This window comes from Methylobacterium mesophilicum (assembly GCF_022179445.1).
Lineage (GTDB): Bacteria > Pseudomonadota > Alphaproteobacteria > Rhizobiales > Beijerinckiaceae > Methylobacterium > Methylobacterium mesophilicum.
Window position 1 is genome coordinate 1 of sequence record NZ_BPQU01000052.1, and the last position, 23,271, is coordinate 23,271.

Below are 23,271 nucleotides of genomic sequence, written 5' to 3' on the forward strand. Positions count from 1 at the left end.
GACAAACCTGTCCCCTCACCCTGTCCCTCTCCCGCACGGGAGAGGGGACCCGCGCCTCCTCCACTAGGGGCAGGACCACGGCTCTGACTGACACCTGTATGGCCCGTAGCCGCAGAGGGGCGGAGGGAGAGCCGCGGATCGGGCCGCTCATCGTCCTTCAGCTGCGACGTATGAACCCTCACGCGTCCGCCGACCCGCTCAGATCGACCCCACGGTGCGCAGCCGCGCCCGCGGGTGGATCTCGGCCTGGCTCATCACCGGGGTCTCCCGGCGGAAGCGTTCGATGATCGAGCGCACGAACGGCCGGGATTGCGCCGAGGTCACCAGCACCGGCATCTCGCCCTGGCGGGCCGCGGCCTCGAAGCGGTCGCGGACCGCGGTGACGAACTCGCTGAGCTTCGAGGGCTGCATCGCCAGGTAGCGCTCCTCGCGCTCGCCGACGATCGATTCCATGAAGGCCTGCTCCCAGGCCGGCGACAGGGTGATGATCGGCAGGGTGCCGTTCTGGTCCTGGTACTGGGCGCAGATCTGCCGGCCGAGCCGGGCGCGGACGTGCTCGACCACGTCGCGCGGGTTCTTCACCGCGCCGGCCACCTCCGCGATGCCCTCCACGATCGCCCCGAGGTCGCGGATCGAGACCCGCTCGGACAGCAGGAACTGCAGCACCCGCTGCACGCCGGTGGTCGAGATCTGCGAGGGCATGATCTCCTTGAGCAGCTCGGCATGCTCCTTCGGCAGCTCGCGCAGCAGCTTCGACACCTCGACGTGGTTGAGCAACTCGGAGACGTGCGCCTTGATCAATTCGGTGAGGTGGGTCGAGACCACGGTGGCGGCGTCCACCACCGTGTAGCCCTTGAGCTGCGCCTGATCGCGCAGGGACGCGTCGATCCAGGTCGCCGGCAGGCCGAAGGTGGGCTCCAGCATGTGCTGGCCGGGCAGCTGCACCTGGCCGCCCATCGGGTCCATGGCCATGAACTGCCCCGGGAAGATCCGGCCGGTGCCGGCCTCGATCTCCTTGACCCGCACCACGTAGGAGTTGGCATCGAGCTGGACGTTGTCGAGGATGCGCACCGACGGCATCACGAAGCCGAGTTCGGCCGCGAGCTGGCGGCGCAGGGCCTTGATCTGGTCGGTGAGCCGGTCCTGGCCCTCGCCGTTGACCAGGGCGAGCAGCGCGTAGCCCATCTCGAGCTTCAGGTCGTCGAGCTTGAGCAGGTCGGTGACCGTTTCTTCCTTCGCCGTGGCCGCGGCCGCGACGGCCTTGGCGTCCATCGGGACGCCCTCCGCGTCCAGCGGGGGGGCCTCGTTGGCCGTCTTGTTGGTGCGCCACGCGGCGTAGCCCGCCCCGCCGCCGAGCAGCAGGAACGGCAGCATCGGCATGCCGGGCAGGAGTGCGATCAGGAACATGACGGCGGCCGACATGCCGAGCGCCTTGGGATAATGCGCCAGCTGCTTGCCCAGCGCCTTGTCGGCCGAGCCTTTCACGCCCGCCTTCGAGACCAGGATGCCGGCCGCGGTCGAGACGATCAGGGCCGGGACCTGGCTCGCCAGCCCGTCGCCGATGGTGAGCAGGGTGTAGCTCTTGGCGGCGTCGCCGAAGCTCATGCCCTGCTGGGCCACGCCGATGACGATGCCGCCGACCACGTTGATGAACGTGATCAGCAGGGCCGCCACCGCGTCGCCGCGGACGAATTTCGAGGCGCCGTCCATGGCGCCGAAGAACGACGATTCCTCTTCGAGGGCGGAGCGGCGGGCCTTGGCGACCTTCTCGTCGATCAGTCCGGCCGAGAGGTCGGCGTCGATCGCCATCTGCTTGCCGGGCATCGCGTCGAGGGTGAAGCGCGCCGCCACCTCGGCGATGCGGCCCGAGCCCTTGGTGATGACCACGAAGTTCACGATGATCAGGATCGCGAACACGATGATCCCGATGACGAAGTTGCCGCCCATCACGAAGTTGCCGAACGCCTCGATGACGTGGCCGGCCGCCGCCGTCCCCTCGTGGCCGTGGCCCAGGATCAGGCGGGTCGAGGCGAGGTTCAGCGCCAGCCGCAGCATCGTGGCGATGAGCAGCAGCGTCGGGAAGACGGTAAATTCCAGCGGGTTGTCGATCGACAGGCCGGTCATCATGATCAGCACGGAGGTGATGATCGAGACCGCCAGCAGCAGGTCGAGCAGCACCGCCGGCAGCGGGAAGATCAGCACCGCCAGGATGCCCATGACGCCGGTGGCGAACATGAGGTCCGAGCGCTTGGACAGCGCGTGGAGGTCGCCGCGGGTGGGGAGCGCGAGCTGACTCAGGACCGATGCGGCCCCGCCGAAAGACCCGCCCTTGACCGGCGCACTCGCCGTCTCCGCCATCGCGCTCGATCCATCCCGCGTGCCCGCGGGGAATCCCGGGAGCGCACCCGGCAAGATCTGCCGAGCGGATGGTTAGCGCGCCGTTAAGAAACCGCCGGGCGCGCGCGGGAACCCACGATCCGTTCGCCACTTGATCGGGGGGCGATCCGGTCGTCCCGGCGGCCGGGCCGGAGGCCCGCTGCCGCGTCACGAAACCGGGCCGCAGCCCGTCGATCGAGAGAACGTCCATGGCCGCCCGCGTCCTCACCGCCCTGTTCGACGAGTACGACACCGCCACCACCGTGGTCGAACAGCTCGAGGCTGCGGGGATCCCGCACGGCGCTATCAGCATCCTGGCGAACCGCGCCGAGCCGACCGTGCGCCGGGACGAGCCCTTCGGCGAACCTCAACTCGACGTGGTCGACCCGGTGGACGCGGCCGGGACCGGGGCCACCGTCGGGACGGTCCTGGGCGGGGGCGCCGGGTTGCTGGCGGGGCTCGGGCTGCTGGCGATCCCCGGCCTCGGGCCGGTGGTCGCGGCGGGCTGGCTTGTGGCGGCCGCCGCGGGGGCCGGTGTCGGCGCCGCGGCGGGCGGGCTGATCGGCGGGCTCACCGGCGCCGGCCTCAGCGAGGACGAAGCCCAGACCTATGCCGAAGGCGTGCGCCGGGGCGGAACCCTCGTGACGGTGCGGGCGGAGGATCACCAGGCCGAACGCGTGATGGCGATCCTCGACCGCGGCGGTTCGATCGACCTCGACGAGCGCGCGGAAGGCTGGCGCGCCCAGGGCTGGACCGGCGACGCCTCGGCCAAGGCCGCCTCGGGCGCCTGAGCGCGCGACGCTCCCGACCCCGGGGGATCGGGAGCCCGTCCTCAGGCCATCATCTTGCGGGCGAACATCGAGGCCGCGAACAGCACGGCGGCGCCCGCGGTCACGAGGCTGATCATCAGCATCCGCCGCGGCTCGACCGAGGATTCCGCCTTCACCGGCTCGACGATCGGGCTGAAGAACTCGATCTGCCGTGCCGCGACGATCCGGGCCCGCTCGTGGGCGGTCAGCACCTGCTGGTAGTACTTCTCGGCGTTCTTGCGGTCGTTCTCCAGGGCCTCGAACCGGGTCAGCGCATCCGACAGAAGGCGCTTCTGCTCCGGGTCCTGGCTGGCCGATTGCCGCTCGATCCGCGCGATGTTCTCGTCGAGATCCTTGATCTGCTGCTTGATGTCGATGATCCGGCGCGATTCCGGGCCGAGGTCGCGCTGGCCGATGGCGAGCTGCACCGCCAGGTTGATGCGGGCCGCCCGCAGCTCGGACACGACCTTGAGGTTGGCCTCGTTCGACTTCTGCGCGTCCAGCACGCCTTCGCGATTGCGCAGGTCGCGCATCGCCAGGCGAATCTTGGTCATGCGCTCTTCGGCGAGCTTCAACTCGCGCGTGCTCTCCGCGACGGCGTCCTCGCGGGACTTGACGCTGAGGTCGTTCACCATCCGCTCGGCCTCCTTCATCACCGCCTGGGTGATGGCGAGGGACTCGCTCGGGTCGAAGGCCTCGACGGTGAGGGACATGATGCCGGAGCCGGACTCGACCTCGATGCCGACCCGGCGCTTCCAGTAGCGGAGGAACTTCTCGACCGGCTTCTCGGGATCGAAGCGGGAGAAGTAGTCGATGCTGTCGCGGCTGAACCACTCGCGGATCGGCAGCTTCGACTCGATGATCTCCAGCATCGGGCGGCTGAGGATGTACTCGTAGGTGATGAGCGTGTCCTGGGCGACCATCTGACTCGGGACGCCCGACGAGGTGCCCACCGAATCCGGCGCCGCCTTGTCGGCCGTGCCGAGGGCCGGGCGGATCGCGAACCGCGCCTCGCTCACGTAGCGGTCCGAGGCGATCAGGCCGAAATACAGCGCACCGGCCAGGGTCGGCAGCACGAAGCACAGCACGAACAGGATCGGGATCCAGGGGTCGTTCTTGACGTGGCTCTGGTAGGACCGGATGCCCTTCTTGCGGTCCACGAACCGCGACATGCGAGCGATCTGCCGCAACGATTCGGTGATCGCCTGCTGCCGGTCCGCGGTCGTGACCGGCTGCCCCTCGGCTTTCCGGATCTCCATGTTCATGACTTGATCCCCGGCACCCACGGCCCCGGCGGTCCGCCCGCTGCCGGGCCCTCGACCGCGCCGAAACGCTCGCGTCGAACGCGTCTCTCACGAAGAGGCGGCAAAAGCATGTCTTCCCCGGTCGGGTCGATCAGGCGTTGAGACGCCGATAGACCTCGATCGCGTCGTTGACGTCCTCGTAGATGATCGCCCGCCCGTTGAGCAGGACGAGGCCCTGCGTGCACCATTGGCGGATCGTCTCCATCGAGTGCGAGACCATGATGATGTCAGCGTTCTTGCGCCGCTGCGAGAACACCTCGTCGCAGCGCTTGGAGAAGCGCGCGTCGCCGACCGAGGTGATCTCGTCGATCAGGTAGCAGTCGAACGGGATCGCCATGCTCATGCCGAAGGCGAGCCGGGCGCCCATGCCGGACGAGTAGGTGTAGATCGGCACGTCGAGGTAGCTGCCGAGTTCCGAGAAATCCTCGACGAAGTCGAGCACCCGGCGGGGGTCCTCGCCGTAGATCCGGGCGACGAACATGACGTTGTCGCGGCCGGTCATCTTGGGGTGGAAGCCGCCGGCGAAGCCCAGCGGCCACGAGATCCGCAGGCCGCGGTGGATCTTGCCGCGGGTCGGATCCTCGGTCCCGGCGATGAGCCGCATCGTGGTCGACTTGCCGGCGCCGTTGATGCCGAGGATCCCGTAGGAAACGCCGGGCTTCAGGGTGAACGACACCTGCTCCAGGATCGTCCGCTTGTGGCCGTCGGTGCGGTAGACCTTGCTGACTTTCTCGAAACGGATCACCGGGTGGTCTCCAGGGCGGGTTGCCGAAACGCCGGCCCGTGCTGTCTGGCTGACCGGCTCCTGCCCCCGGAAAGCGGCGAATCTGAGAATACGGATCGCCGAGCCGAGCCGGTCCAACGGTCGCCGTAGGGTCCCCCGAACGCCCCGGGTCCCACCGTCATCGCGGGTGCGCGATGGCGAGTTGGCGGAGCCTACGGTTTCGAGCCGTGGCGGATCGACAGGACATTCGGCTGCCCGCGCGATGACGATGTGGGTCGATCGGCCGGCCCGCGCACGCCGCCGTGCTCCCGTCCGGCGCTACAAGTAATCTGCAACAAAATGCCATTTCGAGGCCCCGTGGTTGACGCGCCTCGGTATCTGGCATACCAGATGCCAAGGCGCACAGCGAGACGTGGCGACGGGTTCCGGGCCATCCGGAACTTTAGCGCCGCATCCTCAGGGAGACCGCGATGACGGACCCGAGCTTCGTTCGTTCCGACAGACACGGCATCTCGACCGTCATACAGCGGGAGCGCAGGGGTCGGGCCGTCCGTGCCGGGCGCTGAGACCATGCTGGACCGTCCGCCCGCGGACGACCTTGCGGGCTTCGTCGCGGCCGTCGGCGATGCCGTGGTTGTTGCGGATCCGGACGGCGCGATCACGGTCTGGAACCCCGCGGCCGAGCGGATCTTCGGCTTCACCGCCGCGGACGCCCTCGGGCAGAGCCTCGACCTGATCACGCCCGAGCGCCACCGGCGCCGTCACTGGGACGGCTACGCCAAGACGATGCGGACCGGGATCACCCGCTACGGGGCGGAGACCCTGCGGGTGCCGGCAATCCACAAGGACGGCCATCAGCTCTCCATCGCCTTCACGGTCGGGATGATCCGGGACGCGACGGACCAGGTGACCGGGATCGTCGCGGTGATCCGCGACGAGACCGAGCGCTGGGCCGAGGAGAAGCGCCTGCACCAGCGGGTGGCCGAACTCGAAGCGCTTCCGAACGGATCCTGACTTCCAGACGGGACCGTCCGAAGACCGCAAACCTCACCGTGCAAGGGAGAACGCCAGATGAGCAAGCCGTTGGATGGGATCAAGATCATCGACTTCACCCACGTCCAGGCCGGTCCCGCCTGCACGCAGCTGCTGGCGTGGTTCGGCGCGGACGTGATCAAGGTCGAGCGGCCGGGCTCCGGCGACGTGACCCGCACGCAGCTACGCCACGTCGAGGATGCCGACGCGCTCTACTTCACGATGCTGAACTCCAACAAGCGCTCGCTGACGCTGGACACCAAGACCCAGGCCGGCAAGGAGGTCCTGGAGAAGCTGATCCAGGATTCCGACGTGATGGTCGAGAATTTCGGCCCCGGAGCGCTCGACCGGATGGGCTTCTCGTGGGCGCGCATCCAGGAACTCAATCCCGGGATGATCCTGGCCTCCGTGAAGGGTTTTTCCGACGGCCACCATTACGAGGACCTGAAGGTCTACGAGAACGTCGCCCAATGCGCCGGCGGCGCCGCCTCGACCACCGGCTTCTGGGACGGGCCGCCCACCGTCAGCGCCGCCGCGCTCGGTGATTCCAACACCGGCATGCACCTCGCCATCGGCATCCTCACGGCGCTCCACCAAAAGAACAAGACCGGCACCGGCCAGAAGGTCGCCGTCTCGATGCAGGATTCGGTGATCAACCTCTGCCGGGTGAAGCTGCGCGACCAGCAGCGCCTCGACGCGCTGGGCTACCTCGAGGAATACCCGCAATACCCCCACGGGGAATTCTCGGACGTGGTCCCGCGCGGCGGCAATGCCGGCGGCGGCGGCCAGCCCGGCTGGGTGCTGAAGTGCAAGGGCTGGGAGACCGACCCGAACGCCTACATCTACTTCACGATCCAGGGCCATGCCTGGGCGCCGATCTGCAAGGTGCTCGGCCGCGAGGAGTGGATCACCGATCCCGCCTACAACACCGCGCGGGCCCGGCAGGACAAGATCTTCGACATCTTCAAGACCATCGAAGAGTGGCTCGCCGACAAGACCAAGTTCGAGGCGGTGGACATCCTGCGCACCTACGACATCCCCTGCGCGCCGGTGCTGTCGATGAAGGAGATCGCCGAGGACAAGTCGCTGCGCGCGAGCGGCACCGTGGTCGAGGTGCCGCATCCCAAGCTCGGCTCGTACCTGACCGTGGGAAGCCCGATCAAGTTCTCCGACATGACCGTCGAGGTGAAGGCCTCGCCGCTGCTCGGCGAGCACACCGACGAGGTGCTCACGGGCCTGGGCTACAGCGCCACGCAGATCCAGGCGATGCACGAGGCCCGCGCGGTCTGACAAGCGGCTCCCGACCTCTTATCCTGAAGCGGGACGGCGCGCCCTGCGCCGTCCCGTCTCGTGTGCGAGATCCGGACCCGATGCGATCCTTGCTCAGCCGTCTCCTTCCGGAGCTGACGCCGGTCAGCCAGCGCGAGCGGCTGCGCTCGGCCGCCGGCGCCCTGCTGGGGATCCTGGCCACCGGCCTGGTCTGCCGCGCCGCGATCGGCCCTGAGGCCGCCCCCGTGCTGATCGCCCCCATGGGCGCCTCGGCGGTCCTGCTCTTCGCGGTGCCGGCGAGCCCGCTCGCGCAGCCCTGGTCGATCCTCGGCGGCAACCTCGTGGCCGCCCTGGTCGGGGTGACGGCGACGATGTGGGTGCCGGACCCGTTCGTCGCGGCGTCCGTCGCCATCGGCCTGGCGATCGCCCTGATGATGGCCCTGCGCTGCCTCCACCCGCCGAGCGGGGCCGTCGCCCTCACGGCGGTGCTGGGCGGCCCGGCGATCCGGGAGCTCGGCTTCGGCTTCGTGCTCTGGCCGGTGGCGGCCAACTCGCTGCTCCTGCTGGCCACGGCCCTGCTGTTCAACAATCTCACCGGCCGCGCCTATCCCCACCTGCGCCCGGCCGGCCCGCGCACCGACGACCCGGCCCCATCCTCCCGCCTCGGCTTCCTGGCCTCGGACCTCGACGCCGCGCTGGAGGATTTCGACCAGCTGCTCGACGTCGACCGCAGCGACCTGGAGCAGATCCTGCGGCGGGTGCAGATGCGCGTCTACGGGCGCCGCCCGGGGCAGACCACCTGCGCGGCGATCATGTCCCGGGACGTGATCGGGCTCGCGCCCGACGATTCCCTGGCGGAGGCTCTCCGGCTGCTGCGCCGCCACCGGATCAAGGCCCTGCCGGTCACGGACGAGCGCGCCCGGGTGCTCGGGATCGTCACGCAGACCGATCTGCTCGACAAGGCCGCCTGGGACCGGAGCGGCCCGCGGCTCGGCCTCGGCCGCCGCCTTCGGCTGACCGTAGAGCGTGGGCGCGCGCCCCACGGCTGTGCCGCCGACATCATGACCGCGGTCGAGCCCGTCACGCCGGACACGCCGCTCGCCGAGCTGGTGCTCAAGATGGCCGAGGCGGCCCTGCACCATCTGCCGGTGGTCGATCCGGATGGCCGGCTCGTCGGGATCGTGTCGCAGACGGACCTGATCCCGGCGCTCATGGCCGATGCCGGGGCCGGCGATCCGGCCCGGGCCCGCAGGCCCGTGGACGCCGTCCCGGCCTGACCCGCCCGCTCAGCCCTTCTTGACGTTCCAGAACACCGGCACGCCGTCGAGCACCCCGGTCACCGAAGGCTTGTACGAGGTCTGGTTGAAGTACTGCCCGAGCGGCAGGTAGGGCACGTCCGCGAAGGCCTGCTTCTGCAGGGCGTCCGCCAGCGTCTTGCGCGCGGCGGTATCGGGGGCGTCGAGCCAGTCCTGGCGGAGCGTCTCGAGCTTCGCGCTGGTCGGCCAGCCCACCGGCGCATCGGCCCCGGTCCCGCGCAGGAAGGCGCTGACGGCCGGGTTGGCCTGGTCGAGCCCGGCCCAGAAGGTGCAGAAGATGCTCCAGCCGCCCTGGGCGATCGGGTCGCGCTTGGCCCGCCGCTGGACCACCGAGCCCCAATCCATGACCTGATAATCGACGTTGAAGCCGGCGCGGGTCAGCATGTCGGCCGCCACGTCGGCCAGCGCCTTCAGGCTCGGAAAGTCGGAGGCGCCCATCAGCACCACCTTCTCGCCTTTGTAGCCGGCCGCCGCGAGCGCCTTCTTGGCGGCCTCGAAGTCGCGCTTGCCGGTCAGCACGTCGAGGCCGGCCTCGCTCGCCATCGGCAGGCCGGGACAGAAGAAGCCGGTCGGGACATGCCTCAGCTTGGGGTCGTCGCCGGTCACCGCCTGCATGAAGTCGGTCTGGTCGACCACCTTGAGCAGCACCTGCCGGATCGCCGGGTTGTCGAAGGGCGGCAGCAGCTGGTTCATCCGCAGGCAGCCGATCAGGCCGGTCGGGTCCTTGATCGAGGTCTTCAGGCTGCCCAGCGTCGGCACGAGGTCGGCGGGCGGCTGCTCCCACCAATCCATCTCGCCGGTCTGCATCGCCGAGGCGGCGGTGGCCTGGTCGGGGATGACGTGCCACTCGACCCGGTCGAGGAAGGCGCGCTTCGGGCCCGAGGTCCATTGCGGCTCGCCGCCCTCGCGCGGGACGTACTTGTCGAAGCGCTCGTAGACGACCCGGGCGCCGACCATCCGCTCGTCCGCCTTGAACCGGAACGGGCCGCTGCCGACCATCTCGGTCACCTGCGTGAACGCATCGGTCTTGGCGAGGCGCTCGGGCATGATCGCGCAGATCGGCGAGCCGACCTTGCCGAGCGCATCCGGCAGGAGCGGAAAGGGCTTCTTCAGCCGGAACTGGATGGTGCGGTCGTCGGGGGCCGAGAGCTCGTCCGTGTAGGCCATGAGCGTCTGGCCCATCGGGTCGCGCTTGGCCCAGCGGCCGATGCTGGCGACGCAGTCGCGGGCGAGCACCGGCGTGCCGTCGTGGAAGACCAGCCCGGGCCGCAGCGTCATGCGCCACAGCTTGCCGTCGTCCTCGACGACGTGGCCCTCCACCATCTGCGGCTGCGCGGCGTAGCTGGCATCGGTCCCGTACAGGGTGTCGAACACCGCGAGCCCGTGGTTGCGGGTCACGTAGGCGGTCGTCCAGATCGGATCGAGCACCGTCAGGTCGGCCTGCGGGATGAACTTGAGCACCCGGGAGGCCGTGCCCTGCGCCAGCGCAGGGGCGGCGAGCGCCGCGCCCGACAGGGCCACGAAGGATCGTCTGGTCAGCATCTCGGCGCACCTTTGAGGTGAATATCGCCGAAGCTTAGCACGAGGCGGGCCATGGGGAGGGGCGGGCGGTCGTTTCTCATATGCAGGCTAAAAACATTACTTTGCCGACAGATGAGCGCTATGGCCCGGCCCACGCGCATACCCCTCCCCCCTCTGCGGGGGAGGGTGGCCCGCGAAGCGGGTCGGGAGAGGGGAGCGACGATGTAGGACAGGGCGTCGCCCGTCAGGCCGGTCGCGCCCCTTCCTGAACCCGGGTTCCCCTCTCCCGACCCGGCCTGACGGCCGGCCCACCCTCCCCCGCAGAGGGGGGAGGGAGACGCCCGTGTCCTTGAGAGGGGCCGTGTCCCGCCCACCTCAAACTTTCTTCTTGATCCCGCTCTGCGGGTTGAGGCTGCCGATGTTGCCGCTCTCGCTGCCGGCGGCCGGGTCGATCACGGCGTTGACCAGAGACGGCCGGCCGGAATCCATGGCGGCGTTGACCGCCCGGGTCAGCTCGTCCGGCGAGGTGACGTGGTAGCCGTCGCCGCCGAACGCCTCCATCATCTTGTCGTAGCGGGAATCCTTCACGAACACCGTGGTGCCCGGGTCGCGCCCGGTCGGGTCGGAATCGGTGCCGCGGTAGATGCCGTTGTTGTTGAACACGACGATGCAGACCGGCAGCCCGTACCGGCAGATCGTCTCGACCTCCATGCCGGAGAAGCCGAAGGCGCTGTCGCCCTCCACGCACAGGACCGGCTTGCCGGTCTCGATCGCGGCGGCGACGGCGAAGCCCATGCCGATGCCCATGATGCCCCAGGTGCCGACATCCAGGCGCTTGCGCGGCTGGTACATGTCGATGATGCCCCGGGCGAGGTCGAGGGTGTTGGCGCCCTCGTTGACCAGGATCGCGTCGGGCCGCTCCTTCACGATCGTCCGCAGGGCGCCGAGCGCGGCGTGGAAGGTCATGGGCGAGGCGTTGCTCATGAGCTTGGGCGCCATCTTGGCGAAGTTCGCCTCGCGCTTCGTCTTCAGCGTGTCGATCCAGTCGGCGGGGGGCTGCTGCCAGCCCTGGCCCATGCCGTCGAGCAGCGCCTGCACGCAGGACGCGATGTCGCCGACCACCGGGGCGACGATCTCGACGTTCGAATCCATCTCGCGGGGCTCGATGTCGATCTGGATGAACTTGGTCGAGCCCGGCTCGCCCCAGCTCTTGCCCTTGCCGTGCGACAGCAGCCAGTTCAGCCGGGCGCCGACCAGCAGCACCACGTCGGAATCCTTGAGCGCCGTCGAGCGCGCGGCCCCAGCCGAGAGCGGGTGCGTGTCGGGCAGCAGGCCCTTGGCCATGCTCATCGGCACGTACGGGATGCCGCTGGTCTCCACGAGGGCACGGATCGCGTCGTCGGCCTGGGCGTAGGCCGCGCCCTTGCCGAGCACGATCAGCGGGCGGCGGGCGGATTTCAGCACGTCGAGCGCCCGGGCGATGGCGTCGGGGGCGGGGCGCTGGGCCGGAGCCGGATCGATCACCTTCACCAGCGACTTCTGGCCGGCCTCGGCCTCCATCACCTGCGAGAACAGCTTGGCCGGCAGGTCGAGATAGACGCCGCCGGGCCTCCCCGAGCAGGCCGCGCGGATCGCCCGGGCGACGCCGATGCCGATATCGGCGGCGTGCAGCACCCGGAAGGCCGCCTTGCACAGGGGCTTGGCGATGGCGAGCTGGTCCATCTCCTCGTAGTCGCCCTGCTGGAGATCGACGATCTCGCGCTCGGAGGAGCCCGAGATCAGGATCATCGGGAAGCAGTTGGTCGTGGCGTTGGCCAGCGCCGTGAGGCCGTTCAGGAAGCCCGGCGCCGAGACCGTGAGGCAGATGCCGGGCTTCTGCGTAAGGAAGCCGGCGATCGCGGCGGCGTTGCCCGCGTGCTGCTCGTGCCGGAACGACACGACCCGCATCCCCGCGGCCTGGGCCATGCGGCCGAGATCGGTGATCGGGATGCCCGGGACGCCGTAGATCGTCTCGATGCCGTTGAGCTTGAGCGCGTCGATGACGAGGTGGAAGCCGTCGGTGAGATCCGGCTCGGCGTCGATCTCGGGGGCGGTGTGGACGATCTTTGCCAGTGCGGTCATCGCTGTCTCTCCCGGAAATTCAGTGTCGGTAGGGGCGGCTCTCAGGGGCTGTGTTCGTGGGATCTCCTATCCGCTTCCCTCACCTGAGGTGCCCGCGCCAGCGGGCCTCGAAGGAGCCCTCCAGAAGTCTCTGCGATCCCTGGAGCCCTCCTTCGAGGCCCCCGCATCGCTTCGTCACCTCATGAGGAGGAGGATAGGAGATCCGTGGATTTCAAGCCGCGTTCGATGCTTGTCGTGACATCGGGCGCATTCAGACCACCCGGATCGGCTGGGCGGCGAGCGCCGCGGGACGCTCGCCCTCGGCGAGGTAGCGGGCGCGCAGCGGCCGCAGCAGGAAGATCGCGAGCGCGGCGGCGGCGACGTTGAGACCGATGATCAGCGAGAACACCGCCGACCAGCCATAGGCCGCCGACAGCAGGCTGGCGAACGGCACCAGGAACGCCGCGGTGCCCTTGGCGGTGTAGAGCAGGCCGGCGTTGCTGGCGGCATACTTCGATCCGAACGTGTCCCCGCAGGTGGCCGGGAACAGCGAGTAGATCTCGCCGAACACCCCGAAATAGACCGCGGTGGCGAACACGAACACCATCGGGTGATGGCCGTAGGTGAGCAGCACGATCACCGCGAGCGCCGCCGTCGAGAAGGCGATGAACATCGTGTTCTCGCGGCCGATATGGTCGGAGACGTAGCCGAAGAACGGCCGGCCGAAGCCGTCGAAGATCCGGTCGAGGGAGATCGCCAGGGTCAGCGCCGCCATCTGCAGGCCGAACAGGCTGACCGGGACGCCGGCCACGTGGAAGTCCTGGGCGATCGGGGCGATCTGCGCCGCCGCCATCAGGCCGCCCGAGGCGACCATGACGAACATCGCGTACATCACCCAGAAGACCGGCGTGCGAATCGCCTCGCGGGGGCTGCGGTCGACCTTCGTCTGGGGCAGGCGCAGGCTCTTGCGCTGGATCGGCGCGGCGGAAACGGGCTTGCGCAGCAGGAAGGCGAGAGCGAGGACGATCGCGCCCTGGCCGATCCCGAAATACAGGAACGCGTCCTGGTATCCGCTCGTGGCGATCATCCGGGCGATCGGCACGACCGTGATCGCCGCGCCCGCGCCGAACCCGGCGGCGGTGGCGCCGGCGGCCAGGCCGCGGCGATGCGGGAACCACTTCAGCGCGTTGCCCACACAGGTGCCGTAGACCGAGCCGGCGCCGATGCCGCCGACCACCGCGCCGAGATAGAGCAGCGCGAGGCTGTCGGCGTAGGCGTCGATGGTCCAGGCCAGGGCGATCATGACGCCCCCGAAGGCGACCACGAGGCTCGGACCGTAGCGGTCCACGAACCAGGCCTCCACGGGCACCAGCCAGGTCTCGGTGGCGACGAACAACGTGAAGGCGAGCTGGATCGCGGCCCGCCCCCAGTGGTAGCGTTGGTCGATGGGATCGACGAACAGCGTCCAGCCGTATTGGAGGTTGGCGATCATGGCCATGCAGATCACGCCGAAGGCGAGCTGCCACCATTTCGCCGACGGCGAATCCTGGCGTTCCATCCCTGAGCCTCTCTGGTGGGCGGCGCGTCCTTGAGCCGGCGCGTCTGTCTCGTGCCGGCTCAATCATGCATATTCGGCTCAGGCATGCAATATACCAGACCGTGAAGGCGGCGCCTCGCTGTCAGTCTCGGAAATATTGTTCCATCGGGTGATCAGGCTCGCGTGGGTCCCCAGGTGCCGAGCGTCGGCTCGTCGGCCGGGACCAGCGTCTCGTCCAGTTCCGGGATCCCGGCGGCATCCTCGGGGATGCCGATCACCGCCCGGGCCGCAGCCCAATCGGGATCGCCGTCGGCGTCCGGAAGGGCCCGGCGGTCCAGGCCGGTGAGCCGCCCGCGGTCGAGGCGCAGGAACACGCGCCCGGTCTCGGCGCGGGCGAACCGGACCGCGTCCATCCTGCGCAGGCAGTCGTGCAGGAAGCGCATGTTGGCGCCGGCCGCCAGATCCACCCCGCGAAACACCGCGTCCGGGGCGCGCGCGAAGATGTCGACCTTGCGGAAGCGCTCGATGTCGATCAGCCCCTTCACGTCGAGGATGTTCAGGACGCCGCCGGCCCCGAACGCGATGGTGCGGGGGCGCTCGCCCTGCGGCACGCTGTTGTCCAAGAACTCGCAGACGACCTGCTTGTCCCGGGCGAGCGCCCAGTTGAAGAACAGGCGCGGCATGCCGGTATAGGCCTCGACGTTGTGGGCCAGCAGGTCCTCGACCGCCTTGAACCGGCCGAACTGCTCGCCGCGCTTGTAGGCGCGCTCCACCGTGTCGGCCGGCGGCGTCACCATGAACTGCATGTAGACCCGCTCGCCGAACCGGGTGAGCAGCTGGCCGCCGCCATCCGAGCCGGCCTCGGCCTGGAAGCTGTCGAACCGGAAGCGGTCGATCAGCAGGTTCGAGATCCGCCGCTCGGCCGCCTTGCGGGTGACGTAGCGGTCGAGCTTCATATCGATCATCTCGACCTCGTAGCCGGTGAGCGTGCCGGCATACCGGGTCGCCGGGCCCAGGCTGTCGTAGTCGAGCAGGAACTTGCGCCAGACGTCCGGCGTGATCACCGCGAAGTCGGACCACGCCATCCCGAGGCGGCGCGCCAGCCCGAGCTGGTAGGGCCGGATCGTGCTCTTGCCCGAAGCCGAGGCGCCCTTGACGTTCATCACCACCGGATGGGCCTGCGGGGCGAGCCGCCGGTAGCCGCGGGCCTCGACGACGGCGGCGATCCAAGGCTCGATCAGCTCGCCGATGCGGCGGCTGCCGTAGCCGTTCGAGACCAGGGTCCCGGCGATGCCGCGCAGCAGGGCGGCATCGCGGATCAGCGTGTTCTGCCGGGCCAGGATGCCGGAGACGACGCTGCGCAGGGCCTCGCAGGCGGCGATCTCCAGGCCGTCCCCGGCCAGCAGCGCCCGGCTGTGCCAGGCCTCGAGATGGTCGAGCGCCCGGGTGGCCGGATCCTGCCGGGGTGGCGGGCTCGGCGCTGGCGGGCGGCGCCCGAGCAGCCGGTCGAGCCAGCCGGGCTCCGGCGCGGCCGGGGAGGGCGGGTCGTCGAGGATCGCGGCGATCTCGCGCCGGAGCACCGCGTCGGCCTCGGCACGGAGCGCCGCCAGGGCCGCCTCGACCTCGCCGAGCCGGGGCTCGACGCCTTCGCGCAGGATGGCCGACACGATCGAGCGGAAATTGACGCCCAGATCGGCGTAGACCTCGCCCACCGGCACCGAGAGGTCGGACATGACCCGGATCAGCACCTCGTGGACGACCAGGCGCCACGGCCTGATCCGGGTGAGCTGGCGGGCCGGCAGCCCGCACAGGTCACTCATCCCCAGCGCGTCGCGCAGGGGCGTCTCGACGTGCTCGGGGCGGTAGACGGTGATCAGCGGCGTGAAGGCGGCCGGCAAGTCGGACTGGACGCCGGGATTCCACGGGCCGGCGGCTGTTTCCGGGGTGCTGGCTGCCACTTCCGTCATCCGCGCGTAGCCCTTCGCCTCCGTGGGCCACCACCTTGCCCGTGGGAGGCGCGGGTTCCCTCTCCCGTGCGGGAGAGGGACAGGGTGAGGGATGCGACCTCTCCGGACAGACCGGGTCCCTCACCCCAGCCCTCTCCCGCACGGGAGAGGGGGGCGCGTCGCGGCCTGCAAGGACGATCGCGCCCCAAATCTATGTCGCTCGAAGCCCACAGAGCGGGGAGGGAGGACGCGCCGCAAGTCCTGAATGCGAACCAGGCAAACCGACCCCGCTCCCGCGGCGGGAAAAACCCTAAAAGACCTTCTGGAACCAGCCGTGCGAGTCCTGGGTCGTGCCCCGCTGGATATCCACCAGCATGCCGCGCAGCCGGCGCGCCACCGGGCCCGCCACGGCGTCGCCGATGGTGAAGTTGTCCTCGCGGCCCTTCACGGTGCCGATCGGGGTGATCACCGCGGCGGTGCCGCAGGCGAAGGCCTCGGTCAGCCGGCCGGCGCGGACGTCGGCGCGCCAGGCGTCGATCGTGTAGGGCTCCTCCTTCACGGTGAGGCCGGCTTCCCGGGCCAGGGTGATCACCGAATCGCGGGTGATGCCGGGCAGGATGCTGTCGGAGAGCGGAGGGGTCTGTAGCGTGCCGTCCGCGAACACGAAGAACACGTTCATGCCGCCGAGCTCCTCGATGTAGCGGCGCTCGGCCGCGTCGAGGAACACCACCTGCTCGCAGCCCTGGCTCGTGGCCTCCGCCTGCGCGGCGAGGCTGGCGGCGTAGTTGCCCCCGCACTTGGCCGCGCCGGTGCCGCCCGGCGCAGCGCGGGTGAAGTGCTCGGAGACCCACACCGTGACCGTGCCGTTCGGATCCTTGAAGTACGAGCCCACCGCCGAGGCGATGGTGACGAACAGGTATTCCGAGGCCGGCTTGACCCCCAGGAACGCCTCGCTGGCGATCATGAACGGCCGCAGATAGAGGCTGCCGTCGGGCGTGTCGGGGATCCAGCTCCGGTCGATCTCGACCAGCTTGCGCATGGCGTCGACGAACGCGTCCTCGGGGAAGGGGGCCATGGCCATGCGCTCGGCCGAGAGCCGGAAGCGGCGGGCGTTGGCGTCGGGGCGGAACAGGGCGGCGCCGCCGTCGGCGGTGCGGTAGGCCTTGAGCCCCTCGAAGATCTCCTGCGCGTAGTGCAGCACCGCGGCGGCGGGATCGAGCGGGATCGCCTCGCGCGCCTGGATCCGCGCGTCGTACCAGCCGCGGCCGGCCGCGTACCGGGCCACCACCATGTGGTCGGTGAACACCTTGCCGAAGCCCGGATTCGTCATCAGCGCGGCCCGCTCGGCGTCGGTCCGGCGGGCGGGATGGGCTTGGGTCTCGAACGTCAGGTCGCTCACGGTAGGGTCCTCAAAGGTACACGCCCTTATGCCGCGCTCCCGCGGACGAATCTACGGAGCGCGTGCATGCCTATGGTGTCGCTCATGCCTTGCCGGCGGCTTGCGTGGCGGTCGCCCGACGCTGACCGGCAACGGGGTGCACGCGTCGACCTGTGACGTCCGCGACGCGCCCCCTCTCCCGTGCGGGAGAGGGTTGGGGTGAGGGATCAGGTCTGTCCGGAGAGGTCGCACCCCTCACCCTGTCCCTCTCCCGCCCGGGAGAGGGGACCCGTGCCGCGTCCGGCACTGAAAGAGTCCGGTTGCATGGTCGGCGTCGGATCCGACAGCTGCATCCGGTGCAGGCGGGCGTAGGCGCCGCCCGACGCGATCAGATCGTCGTGCCGCCCGGTCTCGATCACCCGGCCGGCCTCCATCACGGCGATCCGGTCGGCCTCCCGCACCGTCGAGAGGCGGTGGGCGATGACCAGCGTGGTGCGGCCGTCCATCAGGCGGGTCAGCGCCGCCTGGACCAGGCGCTCCGACTCCGAATCGAGCGCCGAGGTCGCCTCGTCGAGGAGCAGGATCGGCGCGTCCTTCAGGAAGGCCCGGGCCAGGGCGATTCGCTGCCGCTCGCCGCCGGAGAGGCGGTTGCCGGCCGGGCCGACCCGGAAATCGTAGCCCTCCGGCAGGGCGGTCACGAAGTCGTGGGCGGCCGCGGCGCGGGCGGCCGCCTCGATCTCGGCCCGGTTCGCCCCGGGGCGGCCGAAGCCGATGTTGGCCGCGATCGTGTCGTCGAACAGCACCACCTCCTGCGAGACCACCGCCACGGCGGAGCGCAGGGAGGCGAGCGTCACGGCGCGCACGTCCTGCCCGTCGATGGTCACCCGGCCGGCGGTGACGTCGTAGAGCCGCGGCACGAGGTTGAGCAGCGAGGACTTGCCCGATCCCGAGCGCCCGACCAGCGCGGTGGCGGCGCCGGCCGGGACCGTGAGGTCGATCCCCTCCAGGGCCGGGGCGTCCGGGCGGTAGCGGAACTGCACGCCCTCGAACCGGATCTCCCCTGCGGTGACGACGAGCGGCGCCGCATCCGGCGCCTCGCGGATCTGGGGCGCCTCGTCCATCACGTCGAAGTAGCGGCGCAGAGCCGCCGCCGCCTCCTGCAGGATGGCGTTGAGGTTGCCCAAAGCCCGGGCCGGCTGCGCGGCGAGCAGCAGCGCGGCCACGTAGCCGGTGAAATCGCCGACCGTCCGCTCGCCGGCCAGCACCCGCTGCCCGACCAGCACCAGCACGCCGGCCACCGCGATGCCGCCGCCCACCTCCAGCAGCGGGTCGAGGCGCCCGCGGGCGTTGGCGGCCTTCATCTTGAGCCGGCGCACCTCGTCCAGCGCCTGCGCGGCCCGGCCCTTGAGGTAGCCCTCCATGGCGTAGGTCTTGGCGACCCGGGCGCCCTGCAGGCTCTCGGAGATCAGGCTGGCGGTGGCGCCCATCTGCTCCTGGGTGGTGGTCGAGACCCGGCGCAGCTTCTTGCCGATCCGCCCGATCGGGCCCGCCACGAACGGCACCGTGAGGCCGGCGACGAGCGTCAGCACCGGGTCCATCCAGACCAAAGCCGCCACGAGGCCGATCAGCATCGCGATGTCGCGCAGCAGCACCGTGGAGATGCGGGTCAGCGCCTCCTTGATGAAGGCGAAATCTGTGGTGAAGCGCTGGGTCAGCGCCGCCGGGCTCTCGCGGCCGAGCTGGGCCAGGTCGGATTCGATCAGGTGGCCGTAGAGCGCCGCCTGCATGTCGGCCTCGACCCGGGTGACGACCCGGTTGGTCAGCACCGTCTGGCCGAACAGCGAGAAGCCGCGCAGGGCCGTGACCACGATCACGACGAGCGGCCCGTAGGCGATCGCGGCCGCGTCCTTGCGGTCGAAGGCGTCGAAGGCGGCCTTGATCAGCGCCGGGTACAGCCCGGTCGAGCCGCCCACCAGCGCGATCAGCACCAGCACGACGGCCAGCGTCCCGCGGTGGGGATAGAGCCACGTGCGCCACAGCCGGGCGAGGAGGGGGACGGTGTCGCCGGGCAGGCGCGCCATGGAGCTTACCGGTTCGGGCCTTTCACCGGGCTCCTTTGGCAAGACCCGCGGCGGCAGCGGTTTGCAGCCGCTGCCGCCGCGGATCAAGTTTTTTGGTTCTTCTGGATTTTTAGATTTTTAGGTTTTTGATCGGGCGCCGTGCCGTCAGCGGTCGTCGCCGCCAGGGCCGCGCTCGCCGTCGCGGTGGTGATGCCAGCCGCCGTGGCGATGGCCGCCCATCGGGCGGGCGAGGATCATCGCGCGCCGCTTCTGGCCCTCGTCGAGGCTCGCGTAGAGCGGCTGCGAGGCGTCGGCGAGCTTGCGCAGGGCCTCGCCCCGGGCGGTCGTGGCATCTGCCATCGCCCGCAGGGCGGCCGGCGCGTCGTCGGCGATCTTCGGACGATCGCGCATCGCCGCGCGCCGCTGCTGGCGCAGCTTGACCATGTCGCGCAGGGCGGCCTCCACCGGCGGCCACAGCTTCTCCTGGTCGGCATTGAGCTTCAGCCCGGCATGCAGGCCGGCGATCCGGGCATCCGCGAAGGCGGCCCGATCCTCCGGGGTCAGGGCGCTCCAACGCCCGTGGCCCCGCGCGCCGTCGGCACTGCGGTCATGCGCTGCGGCGGCGCCGACGAGGCCCAGGCCGAGAACACCGGTGACGAGGAGGGCGGCACTCAAACGTCCAGTCATGGCATGCTCCATCTTACGCTCGGCTGCCGCGGCGATGACCCGGCGGCGGCCCACGACCCGCATCAGGCGACCTTCGTGTATCCCGCTTGTGTATGTAACATTGTTACACTACAGGCTGCCTGGCTCCGGTTGGTCTCTGGCCCCGGTGGATCGGGAGGACGACAGGTGCGCGGGACGGTTCGGTTGGCGTGGCTCGCGGGCCTCGCCCTGTGGCTCGGCATCTCTCTCCCGGCCCGGGCGGCCCCGGACGGCGAGAAGGTCCGCGCGGTGGCGAGCTTCTCGATCCTGGGCGACCTCGTGCGCGCGGTCGGCGGACCCTACGTGGCGGTGACCACCCTGGTCGGCCCGGATTCCGACGCGCACGGCTTCAGCCCGTCCCCGGCCGACGCCAAGAAGCTCGCCGGCGCCGACATCGTGTTCGTCAACGGCCTCGGGCTGGAGGGCTGGCTCGATCGGCTGATCCGGGCCTCGGGCACCCGCGCCCCGGTCGTCGTCGTCTCCGCGGGGGTGAAGACCATCGCGGCCGTCAACGATCACGCGCATGCGGAGGACGGGCACGACCACGGCGCCCACGCGGTCGATCCGCATGCCTGGCAGAGCGTCGCCAACGTGCGGATCTACGTCGCCAACATCCGCGACGGCCTGGCGAAGGTCGATCCGGCCCATGCCGACGCCTACCGGGCGGCCGCCGAGGCCTACACGGCGCAGCTCGATCGTCTCGACACGGCGGTGCGCGCGGCGGTCGAGAAGATCCCCCCGGCGAACCGCCGGATCATCACCACCCACGACGCGTTCGGCTACTTCGCCGACGCCTACGGGCTGCGCTTCATCGCGCCCCAGGGCGTGTCCACCGACAGCGAGGCGAGCCCCCGGGACGTCGCGGCGATCATCCGGCAGATCCGCCAGGAGAAGGTGCCGGCGGTGTTCCTCGAGAACATCAGCGATCCGCGCCAGATGGAGCTGATCGCGCGGGAGGGCGGCGCCCGGATCGGCGGCAAGGTCTATTCGGACGCCCTGTCGGGCTCGGACGGGCCGGCGGCGACCTACCTGGACATGATGCGCTCGAACCTGCGGGCGTTCGACGCGGCTCTGGCCCCGGGCTGAGCCGCCCGAGCCGTGGCTGGCGCACCCCGATCCGCCCCGGTGCTTCAACCGGGGCGTGCGCCAACCCGCATTCTTTCCCGCTCCGGGAATGACATAGCGTAAACCGCCGGTTAAGAGGCCGCCTCTACCCTGAAACGAAACGGGTGCCAGCCGATCCTCGTACCCGGGGGCTCGGGCCCTTGGGGCCTGGCGAGATCGCGTGGCTCGGAGATCGCGTGGCTGGGATATTGCGTGGCTTGGGGGCCTGACCGCTGGCGCTTTTATCGGCTCGTGGGGCGCGAAGCCGCGCGGACCCTCCGTGCCGTCGGCGCCAGCCTCACCGCTTCGCCCGACATCCTGACGCGGATGCGCGTGACCGGGCTGGTGATCGCCCCGCAGGACCTGCGCACCTCCGACGCGACCTTCGCGGACGACATCTATTCCGGCCTGTTCGTCTTCGCCGGCCGCTCGCTGGCGGCGAGCGGCGGATCGCCGTTCGACTACGCGGCGCCCTCGCCGGAATGGGCCGATGAGCTCTACGGCTTCGGCTGGCTGCGCCACCTCCGGGCGGCCGACACCGCGCTCGCCCGGGCCAATGCCCGCGCCTTCGTGGCCGATTTCATCGCCGGCCGGGGCGATGCGGCTTTGGCCCGCCACACCCCGGTGGCGGCGCGGCGGCTGATCTCGTTCCTGTGCCAGTCGCCCCTCGTGCTCGAGGGCGCCGACCACACGTTCTACCAGAACTTCCTCAAGGCCATCGCCCGCAACGCCCAGCAGCTCGAGCGCGACCTGCGGCGGGGCGTGCCGCCGCAATGGCGCCTGAGCGCCGCCGTGGCGCTCTGCTACGCCGGCCTGTGCTGCGACGGCATCCAGCCGATCCTGCGGCGGGCGACCCGCATCCTGTCGCGGGAACTCGACCGGCAGATCCTGACCGACGGCGGCCATCGCTCCCGCGACCCGCGCTTCGCCATGGAGCTGCTCCTCGATCTCCTGCCCCTGCGCCAGAGCTATCTCAGCCGCAGCGTCGAGCCGCCGGCCGCGCTGCTGCGGGCGGTGGACCGGATGCTGCCGCTGCTGCGGCTCCTGCGCCACCCGGACGCCTCGCTCAGCCACTTCAACGGCATGGGCGCCACCGACGCCGACCATCTCGCCACGCTCTTGGTCTACGACGGCGCGCTCGCCCGGCCGATGATGCACGCGCCGAATTCCGGCTACGAGCGCCTGGAGGGCGGCCGGGTCATCGTGGTCGCCGATGTCGGCAAGAGCCCGCCGCTGCCCTACTCGCTCAATGCCGGGGCGGGCTGCCTCGCCTTCGAGATGTCGAGCGGGCCGCAGCGCATCGTGGTCAATTGCGGCCTGCCGGCCAGCGGGCCGGACCTGCGCCTGCTGGCCCGCTCCACGCCGGCCCATTCCACCGCCAGCGTCGCCGACGCGTCCTCGTGCCGGTTCCTCACCACCACCGGGTGGTGGGGCGAGCGCCTGGCGGCCGCGTGGCTGATCCGCCGGCGCGGCGCCGTGGTCCTGCGCGGCCCCGCCGCCGTCGCGTCCGAACGGGTCGAGGAGCCCGACAGCGTGATGCTCGCCGCCCGGCACGACGGCTACGCCCCGGATTTCGGCATCGTGCACGAGCGGCGCTGGCAGCTGTTCCCCACGAATACCCGGCTCGAAGGCCGGGACGCGTTCCTGCGCCAGGGCAAGGCCCGGGTGCGCGGCCACGACGTGGCGATCCGCTTCCACCTGCATCCCGGCATCGCCGTGCGCGGGGTGCCGGACGGGCTCGAACTGGCCTCCGCGCTGGGCGAGGTCTGGGTGTTCCGGGCGTCGGGGGCGGAGATCGCCATCGAGGAGAGCGTGTATTTCTCCGGCCTCACCGGGCCGCGCCGCACCGACCAGATCGTGCTGTACCTGCGCGTCTCCGACGACGTCGAGGTGCGCTGGAGCTTCGAGCGCCTGGCCTCGGCGCCGATGCGGGGGGCGACCGCCCCGTGAGCGCGGCAGATACGGGCATCGCGTTCTAAAATAAGAGATTGAGGCCCTACGCTTTTCCTCACCCTGCAAGGGCTACGGGCTACGCAGGTTTCGACCGTAGCCGTGATCATGCCGTGGGCGCAGAAGGCGCGGGTCCCCTC

Annotated in this window: 16 protein-coding genes and 1 pseudogene; 7 read left to right on the forward strand and 10 right to left on the reverse strand. The window is 70.3% G+C overall.

Annotation, left to right across the window (positions count from 1 at the left end):
• Positions 1–198: 198 nt before the first annotated feature.
• Positions 199–2,358, reverse strand: a complete 2,160-nt coding sequence (flhA, locus tag MFF40_RS26820) for a flagellar biosynthesis protein FlhA (RefSeq protein ID WP_147898704.1) — start codon at positions 2,356–2,358, stop codon at positions 199–201.
• Between the two features lie 227 nt (positions 2,359–2,585).
• Between flhA and MFF40_RS26825 the strand changes: the two genes are divergently transcribed.
• A complete protein-coding gene (locus MFF40_RS26825) occupies positions 2,586–3,167 on the forward strand; it encodes a hypothetical protein (protein ID WP_238262921.1) in 582 nt (193 codons plus the stop codon).
• Between the two features lie 41 nt (positions 3,168–3,208).
• Here the strand turns inward: MFF40_RS26825 and MFF40_RS26830 are convergent, their stop codons facing one another.
• Both MFF40_RS26830 and MFF40_RS26835 read right to left on the reverse strand, forming a co-directional pair.
• On the reverse strand, positions 3,209–4,450 hold the full coding sequence (locus tag MFF40_RS26830) for a KpsE/RkpR family capsule polysaccharide export protein (protein WP_147898702.1): 1,242 nt from the start codon (positions 4,448–4,450) through the stop codon (positions 3,209–3,211).
• A 130-nt stretch (positions 4,451–4,580) separates the two neighbouring features.
• Positions 4,581–5,234 (reverse strand): ABC transporter ATP-binding protein, encoded by a 654-nt coding sequence (locus MFF40_RS26835; protein WP_058193434.1) that lies wholly within the window; start codon positions 5,232–5,234, stop codon positions 4,581–4,583.
• A 549-nt stretch (positions 5,235–5,783) separates the two neighbouring features.
• On the opposite strand from MFF40_RS26835, the gene MFF40_RS26840 reads away from it, so the two are divergent.
• From MFF40_RS26840 to MFF40_RS26850, 3 genes are all read left to right on the forward strand, one after another.
• Positions 5,784–6,227 carry a PAS domain-containing protein gene (locus MFF40_RS26840; protein WP_238262923.1) on the forward strand — a complete coding sequence of 148 codons (444 nt, stop codon included), beginning with the start codon at positions 5,784–5,786 and terminating at the stop codon, positions 6,225–6,227.
• Positions 6,228–6,284: 57 nt separating this feature from the next.
• Positions 6,285–7,535: a formyl-CoA transferase gene (gene frc / locus MFF40_RS26845; protein WP_147898700.1), complete on the forward strand. Its 1,251-nt coding sequence runs from the start codon at positions 6,285–6,287 to the stop codon at positions 7,533–7,535.
• 80 nt (positions 7,536–7,615) lie between these two features.
• Positions 7,616–8,791 (forward strand): HPP family protein, encoded by a 1,176-nt coding sequence (locus tag MFF40_RS26850; RefSeq protein ID WP_238262925.1) that lies wholly within the window; start codon positions 7,616–7,618, stop codon positions 8,789–8,791.
• Between the two features lie 9 nt (positions 8,792–8,800).
• Here the strand turns inward: MFF40_RS26850 and MFF40_RS26855 are convergent, their stop codons facing one another.
• From MFF40_RS26855 to MFF40_RS26880, 6 genes and pseudogenes are all read right to left on the reverse strand, one after another.
• Positions 8,801–10,372: an ABC transporter substrate-binding protein gene (locus tag MFF40_RS26855; RefSeq protein ID WP_147857424.1), complete on the reverse strand. Its 1,572-nt coding sequence runs from the start codon at positions 10,370–10,372 to the stop codon at positions 8,801–8,803.
• 354 nt (positions 10,373–10,726) lie between these two features.
• Entirely contained in the window at positions 10,727–12,472 is a 1,746-nt protein-coding gene (gene oxc / locus MFF40_RS26860) for an oxalyl-CoA decarboxylase (RefSeq protein ID WP_147857059.1), read from the reverse strand.
• Between the two features lie 250 nt (positions 12,473–12,722).
• Positions 12,723–14,009: an oxalate/formate MFS antiporter gene (gene oxlT / locus MFF40_RS26865; RefSeq protein ID WP_147898494.1), complete on the reverse strand. Its 1,287-nt coding sequence runs from the start codon at positions 14,007–14,009 to the stop codon at positions 12,723–12,725.
• Between the two features lie 152 nt (positions 14,010–14,161).
• Positions 14,162–15,955 carry a DEAD/DEAH box helicase family protein gene (locus MFF40_RS26870; RefSeq protein WP_238262927.1) on the reverse strand — a complete coding sequence of 598 codons (1,794 nt, stop codon included), beginning with the start codon at positions 15,953–15,955 and terminating at the stop codon, positions 14,162–14,164.
• Between the two features lie 289 nt (positions 15,956–16,244).
• On the reverse strand, positions 16,245–17,333 hold the full coding sequence (locus MFF40_RS26875; protein ID WP_147857272.1) for a branched-chain amino acid aminotransferase: 1,089 nt from the start codon (positions 17,331–17,333) through the stop codon (positions 16,245–16,247).
• 209 nt (positions 17,334–17,542) lie between these two features.
• Positions 17,543–19,393, reverse strand: a pseudogene (locus MFF40_RS26880) (ABC transporter ATP-binding protein); the annotation flags it as partial.
• Here MFF40_RS26880 and MFF40_RS28895 point away from each other — a divergent pair.
• Positions 19,392–19,514 (forward strand): hypothetical protein, encoded by a 123-nt coding sequence (locus MFF40_RS28895; RefSeq protein WP_283206122.1) that lies wholly within the window; start codon positions 19,392–19,394, stop codon positions 19,512–19,514. The pseudogene MFF40_RS26880 and the gene MFF40_RS28895 overlap by 2 nt on opposite strands.
• A 23-nt stretch (positions 19,515–19,537) precedes the next feature.
• Here MFF40_RS28895 and MFF40_RS26885 read toward each other — a convergent pair whose 3' ends face one another.
• Positions 19,538–20,059 (reverse strand): Spy/CpxP family protein refolding chaperone, encoded by a 522-nt coding sequence (locus MFF40_RS26885; protein WP_147856374.1) that lies wholly within the window; start codon positions 20,057–20,059, stop codon positions 19,538–19,540.
• Positions 20,060–20,224: 165 nt separating this feature from the next.
• On the opposite strand from MFF40_RS26885, the gene MFF40_RS26890 reads away from it, so the two are divergent.
• Both MFF40_RS26890 and MFF40_RS26895 read left to right on the forward strand, forming a co-directional pair.
• Positions 20,225–21,163 carry a metal ABC transporter solute-binding protein, Zn/Mn family gene (locus MFF40_RS26890; RefSeq protein ID WP_147856372.1) on the forward strand — a complete coding sequence of 313 codons (939 nt, stop codon included), beginning with the start codon at positions 20,225–20,227 and terminating at the stop codon, positions 21,161–21,163.
• A 231-nt stretch (positions 21,164–21,394) separates the two neighbouring features.
• Positions 21,395–23,131: a heparinase II/III family protein gene (locus MFF40_RS26895; RefSeq protein WP_147898490.1), complete on the forward strand. Its 1,737-nt coding sequence runs from the start codon at positions 21,395–21,397 to the stop codon at positions 23,129–23,131.
• The last annotated feature ends 140 nt before the right edge of the window (positions 23,132–23,271 follow it).